Origin of the sequence: Paenibacillus sp. FSL H8-0537, assembly GCF_038051995.1 — a bacterium.
Lineage (GTDB): Bacteria > Bacillota > Bacilli > Paenibacillales > Paenibacillaceae > Pristimantibacillus.
Map to the genome: position 1 here is coordinate 4,459,302 of NZ_CP150290.1, position 22,965 is coordinate 4,482,266.

Genomic DNA, 22,965 nt, shown 5'->3' on the forward strand with positions numbered 1-22,965 from the left:
CTCGGATTGAAACGTGCCTTGTCGCCAAAGGACGGCGATAGCCGTTTCACCTTGAAATATAAGAATTTATAAGTTTTTCACGTATAAATTAGGCTTATATTTCTCCGACAAAGCTCTTCGCATCCCAGAAGGACAACGAAGTCGTTTTTGCTTGTTTAAGTTCGTTACGGAAAGTTTGCCGTAAGCCGGGTTCTGTACTTTCAGTGGTCCAAACGGTGACGACCCTCCCACTAAGAAAGCGACAATCATCTATCTACGCCGCCTATTGCTAAGCGGCTCCAGCAACCAACCCGGACGTGCCTCAGGCTAAGGCCGCAGCTCGAAGCTGCAACGTCCTCTCGGTCTTGCTCCAGATGGGGTTTACCAGGAATACAGTCACCTGTACTCCTCGTGGTCTCTTACACCACGGTTCCACCCTTGCCTGTGCTGGCACGAAGCCAGCCATCGGCGGTCCATTTCTGTGGCACTATCCTTCAGCTCGCGCTGACTGGACGTTATCCAGCATCCTGCCTTGCGGAGCCCGGACTTTCCTCTCGCGGCAACAAGGCCGCCAGCGATTGTCTGTCAAACTTTCCGGTGCATCAACCAGTATACAAGGTATTGGCGTAAAGCTCAAGCTTTAATCTTTTTCCAAGCTACCGCTTGGCTTTATACAAATGTAAAAGGCTCTGTATGGATCGCAGAGGCGAGCGCCTTCGTGTCCGATTTGCGCGACTGCAGCTGCACATTAAGCCAATCGGCTGTGCGCTGCTTCATTATTTTTTCCACATTATGGCCAGGATCAATAATCGCAATGCCCACAGCGAGTGCATCATGAGCGGTATGATAGTCAATATCACCCGTAATGAGCACATCGGCTCCGGCAAAAATCGCATGGCGAACGTAGCGCGCCCCTGAGCCGCCCAGTACAGCGACCTTGCGCACTTCACGACCTGCTTCACCAACTACTCGAACAACGGGTACCTCGAATGCCTGCTTCACGCGCTCTGTAAGCTCAGCAAGCGTTACAGGCTCGCTCAGCTTACCCGCTCTGCCTAGTCCAACTGAACGGCCGGTTAAATCGATTTCGTACAAGTCATAAGCAACCTCATCGTAAGGATGGGCTTTCAGCATCGCTTGTAAGGCTTTGCGCTTTAAGCTGTCAGGGACAACGACCTCAAGACGGACCTCTGCTGTTTTTTCCAGCTTGCCAGGAGCGCCAATGTACGGCGTCGTTCCTTCCCCAGGCAAAAACGTTCCCGTTCCTTCGGTTATAAAGCTGCAGCGGCTGTAATCGCCGATTTGACCGCCTCCTGCGCTCCAGATCGCCTCCAGCACCTTTTCCTCATGCCCTTTAGGGACGAACACGACGAGCTTATTCCATTGGTCCGTATGCACTTCCTCCAGGCACACACGCCCTTCCGGCTTAATACCGACCAAATCCGCCATCCAATCGTTAATGCCGCCATCTGTTACGTCCAGATTGGTGTGGGAGATGTACACCGCTATATCATTTTTGATCAGCTTCTCATACAGCTTGCCTGCTGGCGTAGACGTATCAAGCTTTGAGAGCGGGCGGAAAATAATCGCATGGTGGGCAATAATCAGTTCTGCCCCAGCAGCAATCGCTTCGTCCACGACCTCATCCGTTACGTCGAGAGCCACGAGAATATGGCTAATGGGCTTAGCCAGCGTTCCTAGCTGCAGACCGATTTTATCATTTTCTACCGCATAATGCTTTGGAGCCAGCTGCTCCATTATTTGGACGACGGTGTGTCCATTGGCAAGCATGCGAGCACCTCCTTCATAATCGTCATTTCATGACGCAGCTGCGCCAGCTTTCCAGCTGCTTCCGGCTGCTCTGAAAGGGACAAGCTTTGGCATACGCGTTCCAGCTTTTCAAGCTCCGCCTGCCATTTTTGATGAAATACGGGAATCGGCTTACGCAGCAAAAAAGGCCCCATCCGCACGAGCAGAGCTAAGCGAATTTCCTCAGGCAAGGAGTCTGGCAATAAGGACGTATCATAAACTTTAGCGTTATGCTCCTTGCTCTCTTGGCCATCTTGCTTCTGAGCATGGAGAACCTCGTAAATCTTTCCGTCCTCCTCCATGATCGTCTCAGCAAGCAGCGACCAGCCGTGCTCAAGCAGCCAGCTTCTGACCCGGTCCTCGCCAACATTGGGCTGAAGCACCAGTTCTTTAACGCCTTCGAGCTTGCCAGCCTGATAGCCAGCCTCCAAAATATCGCTCATTAAGGCGCCGCCCATGCCCGCAATCGTTACCGTGTCAACCTCCAGCGGCTGAATGACGGATAAGCCATCTCCTTGGCGAACATCGAGCTTATGGAGCAGCCCAACGGCTGCTCCCTGCCTGCGAGCCGCATCAAACGGCCCTTTATTTAATTCTCCGGCAATCGCCGAAGGCACTATTTCCGCTTGCAGCAAATAAACAGGCAGCTGCGCATGATCTGAGCCAATATCAGCTATACGCGAGCCCGCTGTTACATATCCCGCAATCGTTTGTAATCGGTTAGAAAGTTTCAACATTAAGCAACCCACACTATCCATTTTTTTCTCATTGCAAACAATAATATGCCGCCTAAAGCGATTTTAATGAGCAGCTGCAATTGCAGCCAATCCGTTTCCAAAGCAAACAGCATTGCATACAGCTCAGGCATAAACCATACTAAAGCACAGGTTACGAACAATACAGCCGAAACCGGCTTCGACCATTGATGCACAAACCAGCTAGCCCATCCGAACAAACCCGACAGCGGCAGCCAATAAAGCTGAATGCCGTACCATGCTGGAGAATCGGTCAAACGTGACAACAACCATGCATATACGAGCAGGGAAGCAACCCAGCCGCATAAATGCAAAATATGAATGCGAGCGCTAATGCCATAAACGATCCAAAAAACAGAACAGAAGCCCAGCAAGCTAGCCTGCCAGTACCATTCCTCAACCCCATGGAAATTTAGTATGTACATTCCTGCCCCAAGCATAAGCAGCATGCCTACCCCGCCGATTACAAGACCAGTGGCTTCATTTCGTTTGCGTACCCGCTGCGAAATAATGAGTGAAATGACGACTGCCGAAGCGACGACCCCTATTTGCAATAAAGGATGAAAAGCGTTAAAATAAAGCACAACCAAGGAAATTAAGGTAAAAAACCCAAAAGTAAGGAGCCATTGTTTCCCTGATGCCTGCGAAGCGGCCATGACCGCCTTACCGATTCCGCGTGAAGAAGCTTGCCTTTTTTTAGGATCTTCCTCTTGATCGGGATCCACATATAAATTAAGCAGGAAATCACAATACTGCTGCGGCAGAAGCTTGCTTCTGCTCCAATAATCGATCTCTTTAACAATGGTCTGCCGACGCTCTTCATTCATCCCGGGCTTATTCCTTTCGAGGGAACTTTATACCAACTTGTATTTTGAAAAAAAAGACCTTGCTGCTCGTTCATGCAGAAAGGTCTGATCTGGTAAAACGTTATAACTATATCGCGTTATAAAACCTGCCTACCGTTCTAACACACGATTTATTCGAGAAAATCCTTCAAGCGTTTGCTGCGGCTCGGATGACGCAATTTGCGAAGCGCCTTCGCCTCAATTTGCCGTATCCGCTCGCGGGTTACGCCAAACACCTTGCCCACTTCTTCCAGCGTTCTTGTACGTCCGTCATCAAGACCGAAGCGCAAGCGCAATACGTTCTCTTCACGCTCGGTAAGCGTATCGAGCACATCCTCAAGCTGTTCCTTCAGCAGCTCATAAGCAGCTGCATCCGCAGGAGCAAGCGCCTCCTGATCTTCAATGAAATCGCCAAGATGGGAATCGTCTTCTTCGCCAATCGGCGTCTCCAGCGATACGGGTTCCTGTGCAATCTTCATAATTTCCCGAACCTTTTCCGTGCTCAGCTCCATCTCGGCAGCAATTTCTTCCGGTGATGGCTCGCGTCCCAATTCTTGCAGCAATTGACGCGATACTCTGATCAGCTTGTTGATCGTTTCCACCATATGAACAGGAATCCGGATCGTCCGCGCCTGATCGGCAATCGCCCGTGTAATCGCTTGGCGAATCCACCATGTCGCATACGTACTGAATTTAAAGCCCTTCAGATGATCAAACTTCTCAACCGCTTTAATCAGACCCATATTGCCCTCTTGAATCAAGTCGAGAAACAGCATGCCGCGTCCAACATAGCGCTTGGCAATACTGACCACGAGACGAAGATTCGCTTCAGCCAGTCTGCGCTTAGCTTCCTCGTCGCCATTCTCGATTCTGCGTGCGAGTTCAATTTCATCGTCAGCAGAAAGCAGCGGCACGCGTCCGATTTCTTTTAAGTACATCCGAACAGGGTCATTAATCTTGATGCCCGGCGGAAGCGCCAAATCATCATCAAAATTAAAGTCGTCCTGCTCTCTTTCCTGTTCTCCTTCACGATTATCAAGCGGATTATGACGCTCCTCATCATTTTCGTTGAGAACCTCAATCCCTTGATCATCCAGCTGCTCGAAAAACTCGTCAATCTGCTCCGGATCCTGGTCGAAAGGCGACAATTTCTCCATAATCTCTTTATAAGTTAGGGAGGATCTCTTCTTACCCTGTTCAATCAGCTGGTCTTTGACTTGATCCAGCTTTTGTTCAGCTTCCAATCCAGTATGCTGATCATTCGCCATATTCCGACTCCCTCCTCCCTAGAAACCCAAGCCTCTATCGTCCTTTAAGCTGTCTCTCTAGGGCATTAATCTCAGTGTGCATTTGCGCGGCTAACATATAATCCCCGGCACGTTCTGCCTGTACCGCTTCTTCCTTCTTAAGCTCAAGTTCCCTGAATGCGGGCACCTTGCTAATATCCTCGATATCAGCGGCTAATATGTCCTCGTCAAAAGGAACATCCTCCATCATTGAAATGGCTGCCGCTGCTCTCTCCAGGCGTTCATCCTGAAGCGAACCAATAAAGCGTCCGACATCTGGATCATGATCCTGCGCATAAAATGCGTACAAATAAGCAGCAAGCGCTGCATGATCCTCCACATTGAACGCTTCGCCAAGCCTGTCGTGCACCGCGAGCGCCGCTTCCCGGTCACGCATCATGACATGGAGCAGACGCCTTTCCGCCTTGATGTATGCGGGCAGCAAGGATGGAGGGCCCGAACTACGGCGATTTTCATTCCTACCATTATTCCACGAATTATCGTTATTATCCCCTTGCGGCTTCTTTTTTTGCAGCTCCAGCACTTTAGCTTGGCAGTCCTGCTTCAAAACGTCAAGGGGGAAATTAAACTCGCGGGACAACTCCTGTAAGTAAACTTCGCGTTCAATAGCGGAATCAAGATCTGCAACAATGGCAGCTGCTTCGAGCAAATAGTTTTTCCGGCCCTCTTCTGTTAGCAGTATATGGTTTTTCCTTGAATATATAAGCTTAAATTTTGTGGTGGTTGCCGCTCCGTCGATTGCTTCCCTAAGGAAGGTATCGGGACCGTATTCCTCAATATACTCATCGGGATCCTTTCCCTTTGGCAGGATGGACACTCTGACTCTAAGTTTGGCCTTCTCGAGCATCGGAATGGATTTCAAAGCAGCTGCTTGTCCGGCATCATCGCCGTCATAGCACAGGATAATCTCCTCCGCCTGCCTTCCGAGTATGGCACAATGCTCCTCAGTCAATGCTGTACCCATCGTGGCAACACCATTATTTACGCCTGCACTCCAAGATTTAATAACATCCATATACCCTTCAAACAGAACAACCTGCTTGCTCTTGCGAATAGCTGGCCTTGCATGATGCAGATTGTAAAAAACTCGGCTCTTCGTAAACAGCATCGTTTCCGGAGAGTTCAAATACTTGGGCCCACCGTCACCAATTACCCTTCCGCCGAAAGCAATCACTTTGCCGTCACGATCCCATATCGGGAACATGATTCGGCTTCTGAAACGGTCGACATGACCGCTGCCGTCATTTTTAGCCGATAACAAACCGCCCTTTTCCATTAAAGCTGGGTCAAAATTTCTTGCTGTTAAAAATCGGTTAAGCGTGTCCCATTGGTCCGGCGCATACCCTATCATAAAGTGGTCGATCTGCTTTTCCCTGAGACCCCTATCAAGCAAATAGTCTTTAGCAATTTTGCCATGCTGTGTGTTATTCAATAGATAGTTATACAATTTCGCTGTCAACTGATGAGCTTCAATAATGGCTAAACGGTCTAAGTCAACTTCTTCGCGCTGACTACCCTCGGCGCCAGTCCAGGTTACAGGCATCCCTGCTTCCTCGGCAAGCACTCTGACCGCCTCTGGAAAAGAGTAGCCTTCGATCTCTTCCACGAATCGTATGACATGTCCGGTCTTACCGCAACCGTAACAATGGAAAATCTGCAGCTCCGGCGTGACCGTAAACGATGGGGTCTTCTCAGAGTGGAAAGGGCATAACCCTTTCATGTATTTGCCGTGCTTCGTGAGATGAACATACTTCCCGACTGTCTCTACGATGTCATAATGACGGCGTACCGCATCTATGACCTCCTCCGGTATTTTATTACCGTATGTCATCGTTCATCACCTTCATCCTAAGTAACACGTAAATAATATTCGCTAAATGTCATGTTTCTCCTGCTCGCTTTGCAAAACTTTTGTCATCTTTTGTTGAAATCGATCTCGATCTTCCGTTGTCATGGCTTTCGGACCCTTGGATTTGCCGCCGCTGCGCCTGCGTTTGGCTTGTTCATGGCGGCGTTCCATCAAATAATCGATGTTGTCATCCGTATATTGCTCGCCGCGCGGCGAAAGGACAAGTGCCCCCTTGCCAAGCGCAATGCAAGCGAGGCCGAAATCCTGAGTAACAACGACATCGCCCTTCAGCAAATGATTGACGATATACATGTCTACGGAATCTTTCCCCGCCTCCACCTGTACAACCGCAACGCCCTCTTCTGCTGCAAGGTGATGATCATAGGAAGAAACCATTAGCACTGGCAACGAGAAGCTGCGGGCAATTTGCTTAATTTCCACTTTGACGGGACAAGCATCTCCATCAACGATTATGGTAGGTTTTTTTATAGAAATAACGACTCACCGCTCGTTTCTTCTCTAGAATAGCACCCTAAGTGAAGCGGATATGCTCCATAATCAGGCTTGCCGTTTCTTCGACCGCACGATGGGATACGTCAATAATGACACAGCCCAACTGCTTCATGATGGACTCCGCATAAAGCAGCTCCTTCTCGATGCGGTCCGTCGCCGCGTAAGATGCGCTGTTCGGCAGCCCAAGCGCCTTGAGCCGTTCCTTGCGAATAATGTTCAAATAGGGCACGCCAATCGTCAGCCCTATAATTTTCGCCTTCGGTACATGAAACAGCTCTGCGGGCGGCTTAAGCTCCGGTACGAGCGGGATATTCGCCACCTTGTATTTCTGGTGAGCCAAATACATCGATAGCGGCGTCTTAGACGTTCGGGATACGCCTATGAGCACAATATCGGCTTTCAGCACACCCGAAGGATCTTTCGCGTCATCGTAACGGACAGCAAATTCAACAGCGTCCACCTTGCGGAAATAGTTTTCATCCAGCACATGGTTTAGCCCCGGCTCCTGCCGCGATTGCTGTCCCGTCTTCACTTCAAGACTTTGGATGAGCGGGCCGAGCAGATCAATCGACACGGTATCATACTGCTCTGCCAGCTTGCCCATCGCCTCGCGCAAATGCGGGATGACGAGCGTAAACAACACGATCGCTCCCGCTTCCTGAGCCTGGCGGACTACCCGCTCAAGCGACGCTACATCCGTAATGAAAGGCGCTCTCCGGATATCCGTCTGAATCGGATGAAACTGTGCGACGGCAGCTCTTACAACAAGTTCGCCCGTATCGCCAGCTGCATCCGAAACGACATAAATAATGACATCTGTCATCGATTTTGTCATATTTTATCATCCTCCCCTTCTTAGTTAGAAGTTGTTTCGAAGATGAGCGATTCATCGATTGCCGCGGTTATTTTCTGCGTGATCCTATGACCAGACAAGCTTCGAATAATCCGCCACAACCGCTATATCTTCTGCAATTAAAGCCAAGGTCGCCAAACGGTTAGCGCGTACCTTCTCATCTTCTGCCATAACCATTACAGCATCAAAATACGTATTAATTGGTGCTTTCAGCGCAGCAAGCTTCGCTGCAGCATCAGCAATTTCTCCTCCGGCAACAGCTTGCTGGAACCATGCATGAACCGCCTGCCATTCCTTGTACAGAGCCGATTCAGCTGGCTCCACAAACATAGCTTCGTCTACAGCTTTAGTCGTTGCTTTGGCAGCCAAATTGCTGACGCGATTGAAAGCATCCACAATCAGCTTGAACGCTGCGCGGTCTTCGCCCGAAGCTTGTGCATTCAATAGAGCTGCACGCTCCACTGTCAGCAGCAGATTGTTGAAGCCTGCACCCATTACAGCATCTACAACGTCATAACGAATCGCTTGCTCAGACAACACATTTTTCACACGAAGCGCGAAAAATTCCGTTAAATCCTTGCGTACTTCATCCGCACTGCGCTTCATGCCTCTTGCCTCATGAACGTCAAGCGCCGCATCAAACAAGTCGCTAAGCTGCAAATTCAAACGCTGTGCCAAAATAATTTGCACGACACCAGCCGCTTGACGACGAAGAGCGTAAGGATCCTGCGACCCAGTTGGAATAATGCCGATCGAGAAGCAGCCGACAATCGTATCCAGCTTATCTGCAAGGCTCACAACTGCGCCAGTGATCGAGGCAGGAGCGCGATCTCCAGCAAAACGCGGCTGGTAATGCTCATTAATGGCAGCAGCAACCGTCTCGTTCTCGCCTGCTTTACGGGCATAATCCTCGCCCATAATGCCTTGCAGCTCTGGAAACTCGCCGACCATTTGGGTTACCAGGTCGAACTTGCAAATATCAGCTGTACGGCTAATATGCGCTGCAGTAGCCGCATCCACCTGAAGTTTTGCTGCAAGCAAATCAGCCAAAGCGCTGATACGGCCGACTTTATTAGCAACCGTTCCCAGCTCCTCGTGATAAACAATGTTTTCAAGCTTCGCAAGCGCGTCCCCGATCGCCAGCTTCTGATCTTCCTCATAGAAGAACTTAGCATCAGAAAGACGGGCGCGAAGCACCTTTTCATTGCCTTTTGCTACAACGTCAATTTTGTTCCGGTCGCCGTTGCGAACCGTTACAAAGAATGGAAGCAGCTGACCTTTGCCATCCAGCACCGGGAAATACCGCTGATGCTCACGCATCGACGTAATCAGCACATCCTGCGGAATTTTGAGGAATTCGGGATCAAATGTACCATACAGCACATTCGGAATCTCGACAAGGAACAGCACTTCCTCCAGCAAATCCTGATTGATGGCGATTTCCCAGTTTTGCTCCTTCGCCAGCTGCTCAATTTGAGCGACGATGATTTGTTCCCGCTCTTCTACATCGACGACAACATGCTGCTCACGCAAACGTTCTTTGTACGCCGAAGGCTCAGTTACTGTTGTTTCTGCCCCGAGGAAACGATGTCCTCTGCTGCTGTTTCCACTGCGCACACCTGTAATTTCAAACGGAACTACATCTTGGCCATAAAGAGCCATTAACCATTTTATCGGTCGAATGAACCTCAAATCGTAGCTTCCCCAACGCATATTTTTTGGGAACGACATGGAAGTAATCAAATTCGTCAAACCTTCGGACAATACAGCCGCCGTATCAATACCGATGCTGCTTTTGTTCGCATATACATATTCAACTCCTGCAAGCTCTTGAAAATAAAGCTGCTCCGGCTCCGCGCCTTGACTGCGTGCAAAGCCGAGCGCCGCTTTGCTCCAGTTGCCCTGATCATCCTGGGCAATTTTGCGGGATGGGCCTTTTACCTGCTCATTGACATCCGCCTGCTTCTCTTCAACACCCTGCACCAAAACGGCAAGCCGGCGCGGCGTAGCATACGCTTGTACATCCTGATGAGCAATACGCGATTCTGCAAGCCATTTTACCAGCTTCTCCTTAAGCTGATTCATAGCACCTCTTACGAACCTCGCAGGAACTTCCTCCAAACCAATTTCCAGCAATAAATCCTTAGCCATTACGCCTCGCTCCTTTCTTTCAGCATCGGGAATCCAAGGCGCTCGCGCTCTTCCAAATAAGTCGCAGCCACTTGGCGTGCCAAATTTCTCACGCGCATAATGTAGCCCGTCCGTTCCGTCACGCTGATCGCGCCGCGCGCATCAAGCTGATTGAACGCATGCGAGCATTTCAGCACATAGTCATAGGCCGGGAACACGAGATTATGCTCCATCGTCTTCTTTGCTTCTTCTTCGTACATATTGAACAAAGAGAACAGCATGGCCGTATCAGACGTCTCAAACGTATATTTGGAATGCTCATATTCCGGCTGCTTGAACACATCGCCGTACGTTACGCCGTCAACCCATTCAAGATCAAACACATTTTCTTTGTCCTGAATATAGGAAGCAAGACGCTCCATTCCATATGTAATTTCCACGGCTACTGGGCTTGCATCAAGACCGCCCACCTGCTGGAAATAAGTAAACTGCGTAATTTCCATGCCATCGAGCCATACTTCCCAGCCAAGTCCCCATGCGCCAAGCGTCGGGGCTTCCCAGTTGTCCTCAACGAAGCGGATATCGTGGTCCCTCGGATCAATACCGAGCCGAGTAAGGCTTTCCAAATAAAGCTCCTGAATATTGTCCGGCGACGGCTTTAAAATAACTTGAAACTGGTGATGCTGGTACAGCCTGTTCGGATTTTCACCATAACGGCCATCGTTCGGACGGCGAGAAGGCTCCACATAAGCTACATTCCAAGGCTCTGGCCCAATAGAGCGCAAAAACGTCATCGGGTTCATCGTGCCTGCGCCTTTTTCCACATCGTAAGGCTGCACCAAAATACAATTTTGCTCGGCCCAGAACTGCTGCAGCGTTAATATCATGCTCTGAAAGTTCATACCTATTCCGCTCCTTTTTTTGCTTTTGCAATTTCACCAGCGGCGGCAGTCTCAAGGGAACGCAAAAACTCTCGCCTCTACGTCTGCCGCCAGACATAGGGACGAGAGCTGATCTCCCGCGGTTCCACCCTACTTGGCTTTCTTGACTGCAGCAACAATAACCAGTTAGTCGTACACTAGTTCTTCTCTACTTGCTGCGCAAGAAAACCCGCTTTCTTAAACGCGACTCCGGAGTGCCCTTTCGCTGCTGGTTCGCTCCGGGCTCTCACTATCCCCGAATCGCTAAAGCTGCAACCGTCACAACTACTTTCTCCATCATTGTCCGATATTTATATCTGTTTATCATAAACATTTTGCATGCAATTGTCAAACTTACAGGCTGAAAGCCGTCTAATCCAGCAGCCGCTCAGCTGGATGCGGAGACCAGCCATCGGCACCAGCCAAAATCTGAACCAGAGTATACTCCGCCGCCTGGTCGGCTGTAAGCTGCTGCGACCAGCTAATTCGCTTGTCTCTGGAGCCGCCTGGTCCTGTACTTGCATATTCCGCATAATAAACCGTCAGTTGGGCATCAAGCTTGTTCCAATCATCCCATCCGGCAGGAGCAATATGCTCGCCCATCCAGCAGCTAATAAAAATCGTTTTGGCATGATTGCGCCATGGCCTGCCTAAATATACGCTTCCGGCAGGAGCATCGCCTGTCAAACGGCATTCGTTGAATACATATCCGTGAGGAACATGCTCCGGGGTAGACGCAGCGGCAATCCATCCGTTAATCGCCTCGGGCTCAGTCGCGCCGCGATTTTTAGCGAAAATCTCGCAGCGGTTGAACAGCACCGTCGCCGATCCAAATATAAAATCAACATCGCCCTCTATATAACAGTTGTCGTAATATTGCCGGGACTGCCTTCTAGGAGCTCCCTCCCGCGGACCACCAAAAAAACTGCGGTCAATTGGAACTTCCGGCAGCGGCCCCGTAAACAGCGTATCCTGATGGCCAATTAACCGGCAGTTGCGGAAGCAGGCGCGATCGCCATCGGCGTAAAGCGCGAGCGCTTGACCCACTTTTTCTCCGGGACCTGCCGAATTGATCAACGTCATATTTTCTCCTATAAAATTATCCGCTCCTACGAACACAGTATACGAGTAAAACGTATGATAGAGCTCGCCGTCCGGAAATGCTTTTGTGGCATGGTCGTCAAAGCTGATAATCGTCTCGTTCACATTTTCGCCGATTAAGCTGATCATTGGCTTTTCGATATGAAGCTTTTCCTTATAAAACCCATTGCGAACATAAATGACAACCCGCTTTTGGTTCGTTGCTGGAACGGTATCAACAGCAGCTTGAATAGAAGTAAAATCGCCGCTTCCGTCAGCGGCTACTACTATAGGGACAACCTTAGCTTCTTCTGCTTTCATTCTAGCCGCTACACCTCCGCCGGAAAAGCCTGCTGCCTGCTTTCGTCCGTCTCCTGAAAAATCGCTTCCGCTGTCCGTAGCGTCCAGGCAAGCTTCTTTATCTGTTGCATTGCAATGTCCTCCTTCAAGCTACATTCTCTCCTTGCACGCTGCTACCGAATTCCGCAAATACAGCTGCGGCTGGATGACGACCGGATATTTAGCGTCTTCACCCCGTATAAGCGCAACGATCAGCTCAGCCGCCTGAACAGCCAGCTCGCCAAGCGGTGGGCCGATCGTCGTCAATGCGACCTCGGCATACTGCATATCCGGCAAATCATCGTAACCGATTAAGGAGATGTCCTGCGGCACTTGGAAGCCCGCTTCAATGAAAGCACGCAGCGCCCCGCGTGTGACCAAGTTGTTGAGGCCGATGAATGCGGTTGGCGAGCTGCTCGTGAACGTATAATTGCGTACGGCAAAATAACCGTCTTCCCAAGAGGAATAAGCCGGAAGCACGCTTTCTGGACAAAATTCCAAGCCCGTCCGCTGCAGCGCTTCCTTATATCCTTCAATTTTAATGTTCTGGGAGTTACCGATAAACCCAATACGCTCATGGCCATGCGCTTTCAAATGCTCGACCGCTTTGAAGATACCTTCTTTGCGGTCGATTTTAATATAAGGCGAATTCGGGTTTTCATCAGCGCCGAGTACGAAGCATGGCATTGGCATCGAGGAGACGAGCTTCCAGAACGCCTCCCGATCATCCAGCATATACTCCCAAAAAATACATCCATCCACTCGCAGCTGACTAAAGATGTCTACTCCATCGCCCGCTATGACCAAAATCATTTGATAGCCGCGGCTTTTCAGCTCGCTATGCAAATTTTTCGAGATATTGGAAAAGAGCGGGTTGCTGAGTTCATCCAGAACAAAGCCAATAATATTGCTTTTGCCCGAAGAAAGCTGCTGCGCCATAATATTTTTTCGGTATTGATATTTTTCCGCGATCTCCAGCACCTTCTGTCTAGTTGCCGGTTTAATTAGCGGATCATTGTTCAATGCCTTGGAAACTGTGCTGTAGCTTACTCCTGCAAGCTTGGCGATGTCCTTTATAGTAACCATTCCTAAGCCCACACCTTTCCCGTCAACCGCTTGCGGCCCTCTTGCCCTATGCTGTGAAAGCTAGGATTTCGAGGCAGCCAAGTACCGGTCATACTGAGCCTGCCTGCCCGCAATGATTTGTTCAATATTCATATTTTTCAAGTTTGCAATATAAGCATCGAATTGATCAAGACTTTCTTTTCCTGTAATGAATTTCAAATTCATTTCATCTACATACGTTTGGATGTCCGGCATCGACATATTCTCAACGCTTGCTTCTTCTGGCAGCGCATATACGTTCGGGAATGGAGGACGGATGTATTGCTCAAGCTCCTTGTCACGCTCCTTGTGCCAAGGCGCTACAATGGAATCTGCAGAATCCGTCGATTGCGCGCTAGGCAGGTTAACTGGGCCAATGCCGTATTTTTGAATGAAGTCATTGTCCTTGCCCTTTTCGGTGAACTGCTTCTTGCCGTCCTTCTCTTCATACGTAACGCCTTTAATACCCCAAGTGTAGTACGTTTGAGCTTCTTCGCCAATAGCATAGTCCAGAAATTTGAAGGCCAGCTCAGGGTTTTTTGCATTTTTGGAAATGCCGAAAATTCCGCTTACTGGCGTACGGCCTACATAAAACTGGTCACCATGCGGCCCCTTCAGCGGTAAAATGCCTTGGATGAGCGGCTCCTCCGGATTGTAGTCCGCGAACAGCGGGCTGTAAACCATGGATGTATACCAGCTGAAGTTGAACGTCGTTCCGGTTACATTTTGTGAAAATCTCGATGTCACTTGATCCGCTGTCGTACTGGCAAAATCAACGCCCAGCAAACCTTCGTTGTACAAGCCGTTCAGATAAGTCAAATACTCCTTGTATACCGGCTCGTAGTAGCCATAATGCACTTTACCGCTGTCATCGGCGTAAAAATTACTCGACAAATCCATGCCAAACACCGGTCCAAAAGCCATCGGTATAAACTTCGGATCCATAGACATTGGAATTTCATCCTGCTTGCCATTGCCATTCGGATCATCCGTTTTGAATTTTTTAAGCATTTCTGTAAATTCGTCGAGCGTGGTCGGCTCCTCTAGGCCTAGCTTTTTCAGCCATCTTTCATTTACCATAAACTCCGGCATGTAATTTTTCGTCAGCGTTTGTTGTGGGACATAATATATTTTACCATCTGGGGTTGTCAGGCTGGCCTTAATATCAGGCGATTTTTCATAAAGCTTCTTCATATTGACGCCATATTTCTCATACAGCTCATTAAGAGGCAAAAACATGCCGCTGCTCAAGTATTTCATCGTCTGATCCTTGTCAGGCAAATATACAATGTCAGGCAAATCCGTACCCGCTGCAAGCCTCGGCCCTACAGAATCCGAGTAGTTTTGCGGAGGCAGCAGCTGCCAATTTACTTTAACGTTGGCATTTTTCTCAATTTCCTTGACGATTTCCGCCGTTGCCAGGTCCACATTCGTCGTCCATGCATTCGTTCCTAGAAAGGACAGCTCCTGATTAGCTTGGTCGGTTATTGGCCCTGATCCATTGTAGGCTGGTCCTGTCTCTACTGCTGCGCTTGCCGCTGGTGCGGCATTGCCATCTGTTGCCGCCGGCGCCCCACTATTGCTGCATCCCGCCAAAGCTGTTGCCAAAATCATGACCGACAATACTTTTTTCGTCCCTGTTAACTGTTGTGCCATTTAATGTTCCCTCCATTAGTAGATGCCGAGTTTAAAAGCGGTCACTAGCCTTTTACTGCTCCAAGCGTAATGCCTTTAACGAAATAACGCTGGATAAAGGGGTAAATCATAATAATAGGTAAGATGCTTACGACGATAGATACATATCTGACCTGCAGAGAGGATACCGCAAGCGAGGCTGTCGACGTCGCACCTCCCATACGCTGCATAATTTCCGGTGATGCCATAATGAGCACCCTTCGCAGAAAAATTTGCAGCGGCTGCAGCTCCTGATTGCCTAAATAAAGCAGCGCCGAGAAAAAATTGTTCCAGTGAAACACCGCGTAATACAAGGTCAGCACCGCAAGCGTTGGCTTGACAATCGGTACGGCGAGCCGGAACAGCATTGTAATATCATTCGCTCCGTCGATGGAGGCGCTCTCGAATATTTCCTTCGGGATGCCTTCAAAGGCCGAACGGCAAATCATGACGTTGAACGTAATGACGAGCACTGGAACAACCATAACCCATCGCGTATTGTATAGGCCAAGTGTCGTCAGCAGCATGTAGAGCGGAATTAATCCGCCGGAAAAATACATCGTAAAGGCAATGAAGAAATTCAGCTTTCGTCTTAGAAAAAATTGTGCTCTGGACAGCGGGAACGCTGCCAGGCAGGTGGCGACAATGTTCAGCGTCGTACCGACAACGGTGTACCATACCGTATTGTAAAAGGAAACCCACATTTCCTTGTATTGAAGCACCATTTTATACCCCGAAATCGTGAAATCGACTGGATATAAAAACACCTGCTGCTTGTCAATCGCGCTAACGGAGCTGAATGATACGCTGACGACATAAAGGAAAGGATATAAGGTTACAAGAATGGCCACACAAGTTATGAAATACACGAGGCCATAAAAAATCAGATCTGTACTAGATTTTTTCATTCCAGACTCCTTTTCCAGCGACTTGTATAGGTGTGCGCTTTTACCATAGCGACATGTTCGTTGCCCGCCGGGTCAATTGATTCGCCGCAAAAACGAGAATAAAAGTAATGATGGAATTGAATACGCCAATGGCTGTTGCGAAGCTGTAGTTTTGCCCGATGATACCCATCCGGTACACATAGGTCGAAAGCACATCTCCTGTTTCATATGTTGCTGCGTTATAAAGCAGATATACTTTCTCGAAGCCTACGCTCATAATGCCGCCAAGTGAAAGCAGCAGTAAAATAATTATTGTAGGTTTAATGCTCGGAAGCGTTAAATGCCATAATTCTTGAAATTTGTTGACCCCGTCGATTTTTCCTGAATCATACATTTCCGGATCAATACTCATGATCGCTGCAATGTAGATGATGGAGCTAAAGCCGAAGCTTTGCCAAATGTCCGAGCTGGTGAAAATCGTTCGGAACCATCCCGGCTCCATCATGAAATTAATTGGCTCAATCCCTATCTTCCCTAGCAAAATGTTGATGATGCCATCCGTCGGCGACAGGAAGTTAATCAGCATGCCGGCGATGACAACGGTTGAAATAAAATGCGGCAAATACGTAATCGTTTGGGCGAAGCGCTTAAATGCCCTGTTTTTAATTTCGACTACGCAAATCGCGAACAAAATCGGAATCGGAAATCCGAACAGCAACGGCAGAAAAGCAAGCAAGAAGGTGTTGCGCAGCAATCTCCAAAAATATATCGAGTCATAAAATTGGATGAACCATTTAAACCCCACCCAATCCCCGCTGAAGATGCCATTTCCCGGCGTAAAGTTTTTGAAAGCCATGATGACGCCCGGCATTGGAAAGTACATAATGACTAAATAATAAATAAAAATAGGGGAAAACATGAGCAGTAAATATTTGTCCCGTTTGATTAGCCTAATCAGAGTCGCAGTGCGGCTATTCAATTAAATCCACTCCCCTCAGGTTTAAATTTACAACGTTTGAAAAATTGAATATGACGCTGACTCCAATCGACCATAAACAGGCAAATTATCTACTCATCATTCCCCCTAACCAAAATTTACAACGTTGTAATTTTAAAATAAATGAATGCGTTTTCATTACGTTTTTATCATTCTAGCAGTTTATTTTCGTTTTGGCAATGAAAACGATTTAGAAAATTTTTAAGTCCCGCCAGCACTCGGTTTCAACGTTCGTTTGATTCGTCAGATCAATGGGGTCCCGCATTCGCTTGCACGATATTGGGAACATTCTGAACCGCATCAAGCGAATAGCTGTATGGGAACGGCAGCGATGTTGGGAATGCAGCTCCAGTAGCCGATGTTCCAGTTGTCTGGTTATAAACATTGTTGCGCTCATAAAACGTATAGGCATGTGATGAGCTGTCTAGTCCAACCTGGTTGCTTTGATTCGTTTTGTAAAAATAATTGCGTTCGGAAAAAATGACGCTGCCGCTGCCAATCTGGTTCGCATTGTATTGCTGCTGGTTAAATCCAGCTGAATTGTTGCCGCTCGGCGTTGTGCTGTTATCAAAATAATTGTTGTACAGATGAACAAAGCCTCTCATCAGCGGACGGCCTTTCATGTTCGGGCCGAACCAGTTGTGATGCATCGTGACATGCAGCTTGCCGCCGCCATAGGTGTATGAATCGCTGGCATTCGAGCCAATAATGAGCGCGAGACGCTCGGAGGCGAGATCCTGATTAACGCCCACCCAATTCCAAAGCGGATTCGGATTCATATTTACCCAGCTATCTGTGAAGTAGAAATGGTTGTAGGAGAGCGTTACATTATCCGACTTTTGCGAAACGAGCAGCAAATCGTCACTAATGTTGTAGAAGGTGCAATGGTCAACGAGTGCGTTCGTCACCCGGCGGAAGGATACGCCCAAATAGTTGGTGCCGCTGCCGCCTGGCTGTGTCGCTGCGCCCGAAAGATTTTGCAAATCCTGAATTTTTCCGTAAAAGGTAATGTTCTTAATGACGATATTTTCAATATTCGTTCCTGCTGCAAGCAGCTCGCCGCTGAACTTGAGCTGAATATTTTGCAGAACCGCTTGTCCACCCGCCGCCCCTTCAATCGTAACATTGTTCCAGCTGGTGCTTGCAAATGTCAGCGTCGTTAATTGCGAACCGCCGTAAATGTTTCCTCTAACAATAATGTGATGCTTCCCGCTGTTAAAGGCAGCTTGCAGCTCAGCTAGGTTGGTCACCGTAACCGCTGCAGCCGTAGAGCCGTTTGTCGTGCCATATCCGCCTGTCGAAGCCGCCTCTGCTCGAGACACACCAAAATCGGAAACGGGCGCTGATACTAAACAAGCACTCACCATTAACGTACTAAGTAAAACCATAGACCATTTTTTCAAAAGCATTGCCTTACCTCCTCTTGGGTTTTGGTGAAGCGGTGCTGCTGAACAATCGAATCCTCCTTTCTATCCTGAAAGCTAGCAATCTAATAATCTAATAGTAAGCGCTTACAAGATGGAATTGATTATACATCCTTTTGCAAATTTTGGATAGTACTTTATTTTTTGCAAGCTGTGAGAAGCAGCTTCGTAACAGGGGTCATACAAAAAGCAGCCCATGCAGCGACATTTCTAGTTACCAATGACCAAGGGAGTGCTGAGGATAGCGGTTATCGAAGAAAAAGCCAAGCAGTGCGCTGGGGCCCTTTTGAGGCAACCGACTTTTACTGCAAAAAAAAGGGAGCGGGCTCACGGCCTGCTCCCTTCCCTCACCATTCCTTATTTTCCCTTTGCCAATTTTCCCGCCTGCATCCGTTCCCTCTCGATCAGTTCTTTCATCGAGGAATTACCCATCAGCAGTACACAAGCAAGCGCCAGCACAGCCGGCACAATCGACCACATAAACGTTGTAGAAATCGAATGCGACAGCGCGCCAATGATATTATCCATTATTTCCGCGGGAATCGACTCCCTTTTTTCAGGGGTTAAAATTTGCCGGACATTTTCAGTAGGAAGCGCCGCTCCGCCACTGCCGCCTGAAAAAGCGTCGGTCATGCCATTCGTAAAGCTGTTGCGCTGAATAATCCCAAACACGGTAATGCCCACTGTCATCCCGAACGAACGTATAAACGACATCGTGGCATTCGCTGAACCACGCTGCCTCATATCGAAGCTGTGGATGGTGGACATTCCAAGCACCGAGAACGAGAAGCCAATCCCAAAGCCGGTAATGAACATATAGAAGGCAAGCGTCCATTTAGTCGTTTCCGGACTGATCGTTGAGAGCAATACAATGCCTGCAATAAAAATAATGGCGGACAGCACCATAACATTGCGATATGGCATTTTATTAGCGAGAACACCGCCCATTTGCGCTGCAAATACCGAGCCTAACGTCATCGGCAGCAGCATCAGGCCAGAGCTAGTAGCCGTACCTCCGTATACTCCCTGTACAAAAATCGGAATGTACAAAGCCGCTGTAATAAAGGCTGCGCCATAAAATAGGGCAGCTCCCGTGCTTGCGCCATACAGGCGCACACGGAACATCTTGAACGAAATAATCGGCTCAGCCGCCTTGCGTTCAACAAAAATGAAAATAATAAACAAAATAGCGAAAGTCGCGAACAGCCCTAAAATTTGGGCCGAATCCCAAGCGTATTCATTACCGCCAAGCTCAAGAGCGAACATTAAGCTGACAATCGAGCCCACAAGTGTTGCGGCTCCCCACCAGTCAATTTTCTGCTTAGAGTGCTCCATCGATTCCTTGTAAAACAATAAAATAAACAGCAAAGCTACAATTCCAAACGGAATATTAATATAAAAAATCCAGCGCCAGTTGATGTAGTCGGTAAAATAGGCGCCAACCAGCGGACCGAATAAGCTCGATGTGCCGAATACGGCTCCAAACAAGCCGCCCATTTTGCCCCGTTTTTCAGCTGGAAACACATCAAAGACAATCGTGAAGGCAATCGGCAACATGGCGCCGCCACCGATACCTTGAATAGCCCGGTAAATACTGAGCTGTGTGATGGACTCTGCGGTTCCGCAAAGTACCGATCCAAGTAAAAATAAGAAAATGCCTAATATAAAAAAACGTTTCCTGCCGTACATGTCGGACAGCTTGCCGAAAATCGGCATTCCCGCCATCTCCGTTACCAAATATGCAGAGGTGACCCATACAAATTTGTCCATACCGCCTAGATCGCTCACAATCGTTGCCATAGCCGTTGAAACAATCGTATTATCGATCGATGCAACGAAGATGGCCAGCAATAACCCTGCTACGACGAAGCCAAGTCTACTTTGACTCGCAGACATGAAAAATCCCCCCTTGAAGTGATGTGTTGTACTTGAAAAGCTCTAGTTGTAGCGTATTGCCTTGCGCAGCTTAGCTTTGTTATTATAAACAATCTCGTCCTAGCGTCCTATTAGACGAGAGAACGAATAAACGCTCGGTCCTGGGACCGAACGCTATTCCTTATAAGCTATATTTATCAAGCTGATCCAGAAAGCCGCGCGACTTCAGTGGAATGCCAATATGCAGATCCATCAGCATACGCATTACCTTCTTAAGCTCTTGCTTCGTTTCTGGCTTGACTTGTATAGAACCAAGCCTGCGCAAATCCATTCGGACAAATAACCGCAGCAGCTTATACGCTGCTTCAGACAATACGATGCCTTGGGGGTCTTTGTGACCACAGCGACGGCATAATACACCGCCTGCGGCCGCACTAATGCGGAAGGGAGTATCCTCTCCGCCGCATTCTACACAATGATCCAGTACAGGCGCATAGCCCGACATATCCAGTACTCTCATCTCGTAAAGATGAGACACAATTTGCGGGTCCTTCCCTTCTACTAAGCCGCTTAAATAAGCTTTCAGCTGCTCGAATAGAAAAGAACTGGTATCCTCCTCCTGCATGGCCCTATCCGTTAATTCTGCCGCATAGGATGCATAAGCAGTCAGCTCCAGCTGTTCGCGAAGTAGATGGTTGGATGCTAAAATCTCGCCATGATTCAGCGTACCAAGTCCGCTTGTGCGAAAAAAAGTGAATTCCGCATATGTAAAGGGCTGCGCGAGAGAAGCATGCCTGCTCCGAGCCTTCTTCGCGCCGCGTATCAATATCCCTACCTTGCCATTCGTATTCGTCAGCACATTAATTATTTTATTATTTTCCCCGTAATCCATGCTTCGAATAACGATGCCTTCCACACGATACAGCATAATGAAACTCCCCCATAACCTGCTTAAGACAGTCAGGCTGCGCGCCCACTGTACTAAGGAGAAGCTTCTTCTAGCTCGGATGCCCACTGCTGGTCATCACCGAGCAATGCATTAGGATGATCCGCTTCTCCAAGCTGATCCATTTCCTTGTAGAGCATATAAGACTCCACATCACCGGTCAATGTAAAATACTTCCACGAAAAATTCCGCAATCGTATCAACCCTTTCCGCCTCGGAAATGCTGCTCCAGACGGTATTAGATTGCGTTGATCGAATGAATGTTATCCTTAGCAATTTCCGTCAAATTAGAAGCGGCCCGTTAGTCGTTTCTAAAGCCTAAATCTTTAAGCACTCTCTCTTGGTTGCGCCAATCCTTCTTGACCTTAACCCATAGCTCAAGGAACGTACGGGAGCCAAGAAGCGCTTCAATATCGCGGCGCGCAAGCTTGCCAACTTCCTTGAGCAAGGCACCCTTCTTGCCGATAATAATGCCCTTCTGGGAGTCGCGCTCGACATAGATGACACAGCCAATGTAGACAACGCCATTCTCCTGCACCTTCATGTCCTCAATCGCAACCGCAATGGAATGTGGAATCTCCTCACGCGTCATATGCAAAATCTTCTCGCGCACCAGCTCCGTTACAACGAACTGCTCCGGATGATCCGTAATTTGATCGGCAGGGTAATATTGCGGCCCTTCTGGCAAATAGCGGATCAGCTGATTCATTAGTGTCTCCACATTATTGCCCTGCAGCGCAGAAATTGGAATGATTTCCGCAAAATCATATAAATCTTTATATTTCGTAATAATCGGCAGCAGCTGCTCTGGATCGATTTTGTCGATTTTGTTCAGCACGAGAAAAATCGGCGTCTTAACCTTTTTCAACTGCTCGATAATAAAACGGTCGCCGCCGCCAATGCCATCGGCTGCATCAACAAGAAACAGGGCAGCTTCGACTTCCTGAAGCGCGCTTTGCGCGGTTTTCATCATGTAATCGCCAAGCTTGGACTGCGGCTTGTGAATGCCAGGCGTGTCTAGAAATACGATTTGCGTATTGTCTTTCGTGTATACGCCATGGATTTTGTTGCGTGTCGTTTGCGGCTTGTCCGACATAATGGCAATTTTTTGCCCGATCAGATGATTCATCAGCGTAGACTTGCCCACATTAGGTCGGCCGATGATGGCTACAAAGCCGGAACGAAATTTGCCGTTTGTACGGTTGTCAGTTGTAGGTGTACTCATTAGGCTTCAGCTTGCCCCTTTTTCAATACCATTGGTGTAAATGCTCCAGGCAGCAAGTCCGAGACGGTCGAAATCGACCAGTTGCCCCGCAGATTGCCCATAATGACTGGCGTATCCGGGTAAAGCAGCTCAACGAGCACCTGGCGGCAAATTCCGCATGGCGTAATAGGTTCTTCCGTATTTCCAATAACCGCTATTGCCTGAAATTGACCTGGCTGCTTGCCGTCGGCGATGGCCCGAAACATAGCTGTGCGCTCCGCGCAGTTGCCAGGACCATAAGCGGCATTTTCAACATTGCAGCCAAAGTGGACATGCCCGTCGTTATCCAGCAGAGCAGCTCCAACATTAAACTTGGAATACGGGGTGTATGCCCGCGTCATCGCCTCACCTGCCTGATTAAGCAGCGCAGCATAATTCTCCTGTAAACCTTCATAAGTAACTGTCATTTATTATT

20 protein-coding genes and 1 other RNA gene are annotated in these 22,965 nt (G+C 48.5%); all 21 read right to left on the reverse strand.

The features are described 5' to 3' along the window. Positions 1-166 precede the first annotated feature (166 nt). The 21 genes from rnpB to cdd all read right to left on the reverse strand — a co-directional run bounded on the left by rnpB (position 167) and on the right by cdd (position 22,957). An RNA gene (rnpB, locus tag MHB80_RS18725) (RNase P RNA component class A) lies at positions 167-573 on the reverse strand. Positions 574-648: 75 nt separating this feature from the next. Next, entirely contained in the window at positions 649-1,770 is a 1,122-nt protein-coding gene (locus MHB80_RS18730) for a Nif3-like dinuclear metal center hexameric protein (RefSeq protein ID WP_341278390.1), read from the reverse strand. Then, complete coding sequence (locus tag MHB80_RS18735) at positions 1,737-2,525, reverse strand: tRNA (adenine(22)-N(1))-methyltransferase TrmK (RefSeq protein WP_341278391.1); 789 nt, start codon at positions 2,523-2,525, stop codon at positions 1,737-1,739. Before MHB80_RS18735 ends, MHB80_RS18730 begins: the two co-directional genes overlap by 34 nt. Then, the gene (locus tag MHB80_RS18740; protein WP_341278392.1) at positions 2,525-3,370 is read right to left on the reverse strand and encodes a hypothetical protein; all 846 of its coding nucleotides are present in this window, start codon (positions 3,368-3,370) and stop codon (positions 2,525-2,527) included. The genes MHB80_RS18735 and MHB80_RS18740 overlap by 1 nt, the downstream gene beginning before the upstream one ends. Before the next feature lie 149 nt (positions 3,371-3,519). Beyond that, positions 3,520-4,656, reverse strand: coding sequence for an RNA polymerase sigma factor RpoD (rpoD, locus tag MHB80_RS18745; RefSeq protein WP_341278393.1), 1,137 nt, complete (start codon positions 4,654-4,656; stop codon positions 3,520-3,522). 34 nt (positions 4,657-4,690) lie between these two features. After that, the gene (dnaG, locus tag MHB80_RS18750; RefSeq protein WP_341278394.1) at positions 4,691-6,526 is read right to left on the reverse strand and encodes a DNA primase; all 1,836 of its coding nucleotides are present in this window, start codon (positions 6,524-6,526) and stop codon (positions 4,691-4,693) included. Between the two features lie 42 nt (positions 6,527-6,568). Then, positions 6,569-7,039 carry a YaiI/YqxD family protein gene (locus tag MHB80_RS18755; RefSeq protein WP_341283027.1) on the reverse strand — a complete coding sequence of 157 codons (471 nt, stop codon included), beginning with the start codon at positions 7,037-7,039 and terminating at the stop codon, positions 6,569-6,571. Between the two features lie 37 nt (positions 7,040-7,076). Beyond that, complete coding sequence (locus tag MHB80_RS18760; RefSeq protein WP_341278395.1) at positions 7,077-7,892, reverse strand: pyruvate, water dikinase regulatory protein; 816 nt, start codon at positions 7,890-7,892, stop codon at positions 7,077-7,079. An 84-nt stretch (positions 7,893-7,976) separates the two neighbouring features. After that, positions 7,977-10,061 (reverse strand): glycine--tRNA ligase subunit beta, encoded by a 2,085-nt coding sequence (gene glyS, locus MHB80_RS18765; RefSeq protein WP_341278396.1) that lies wholly within the window; start codon positions 10,059-10,061, stop codon positions 7,977-7,979. Beyond that, positions 10,061-10,942, reverse strand: a complete 882-nt coding sequence (gene glyQ, locus MHB80_RS18770; protein ID WP_341278397.1) for a glycine--tRNA ligase subunit alpha — start codon at positions 10,940-10,942, stop codon at positions 10,061-10,063. Before glyQ ends, glyS begins: the two co-directional genes overlap by 1 nt. Before the next feature lie 390 nt (positions 10,943-11,332). Beyond that, positions 11,333-12,361 (reverse strand): pectinesterase family protein, encoded by a 1,029-nt coding sequence (locus tag MHB80_RS18775; protein WP_341278398.1) that lies wholly within the window; start codon positions 12,359-12,361, stop codon positions 11,333-11,335. Positions 12,362-12,490: 129 nt separating this feature from the next. Beyond that, entirely contained in the window at positions 12,491-13,465 is a 975-nt protein-coding gene (locus MHB80_RS18780; protein ID WP_341278399.1) for a LacI family DNA-binding transcriptional regulator, read from the reverse strand. 60 nt (positions 13,466-13,525) lie between these two features. After that, complete coding sequence (locus MHB80_RS18785; RefSeq protein WP_341278400.1) at positions 13,526-15,139, reverse strand: extracellular solute-binding protein; 1,614 nt, start codon at positions 15,137-15,139, stop codon at positions 13,526-13,528. Positions 15,140-15,183: 44 nt separating this feature from the next. Then, complete coding sequence (locus tag MHB80_RS18790) at positions 15,184-16,065, reverse strand: carbohydrate ABC transporter permease (RefSeq protein ID WP_341278401.1); 882 nt, start codon at positions 16,063-16,065, stop codon at positions 15,184-15,186. 40 nt (positions 16,066-16,105) lie between these two features. Then, positions 16,106-17,023, reverse strand: coding sequence for an ABC transporter permease subunit (locus MHB80_RS18795; protein WP_341278402.1), 918 nt, complete (start codon positions 17,021-17,023; stop codon positions 16,106-16,108). A 266-nt stretch (positions 17,024-17,289) separates the two neighbouring features. Continuing rightward, positions 17,290-18,450: a hypothetical protein gene (locus MHB80_RS18800; protein WP_341278403.1), complete on the reverse strand. Its 1,161-nt coding sequence runs from the start codon at positions 18,448-18,450 to the stop codon at positions 17,290-17,292. Between the two features lie 372 nt (positions 18,451-18,822). Further along, complete coding sequence (locus tag MHB80_RS18805) at positions 18,823-20,361, reverse strand: MDR family MFS transporter (RefSeq protein WP_341278404.1); 1,539 nt, start codon at positions 20,359-20,361, stop codon at positions 18,823-18,825. 160 nt (positions 20,362-20,521) lie between these two features. After that, the gene (recO, locus tag MHB80_RS18810) at positions 20,522-21,268 is read right to left on the reverse strand and encodes a DNA repair protein RecO (protein ID WP_341278405.1); all 747 of its coding nucleotides are present in this window, start codon (positions 21,266-21,268) and stop codon (positions 20,522-20,524) included. 53 nt (positions 21,269-21,321) lie between these two features. Beyond that, complete coding sequence (locus MHB80_RS18815; protein WP_338556873.1) at positions 21,322-21,480, reverse strand: YqzL family protein; 159 nt, start codon at positions 21,478-21,480, stop codon at positions 21,322-21,324. A 107-nt stretch (positions 21,481-21,587) separates the two neighbouring features. Then, entirely contained in the window at positions 21,588-22,511 is a 924-nt protein-coding gene (gene era, locus MHB80_RS18820) for a GTPase Era (protein ID WP_341278406.1), read from the reverse strand. Continuing rightward, positions 22,511-22,957, reverse strand: a complete 447-nt coding sequence (cdd, locus tag MHB80_RS18825) for a cytidine deaminase (RefSeq protein WP_341278407.1) — start codon at positions 22,955-22,957, stop codon at positions 22,511-22,513. Before cdd ends, era begins: the two co-directional genes overlap by 1 nt. Positions 22,958-22,965: the final 8 nt, after the last annotated feature.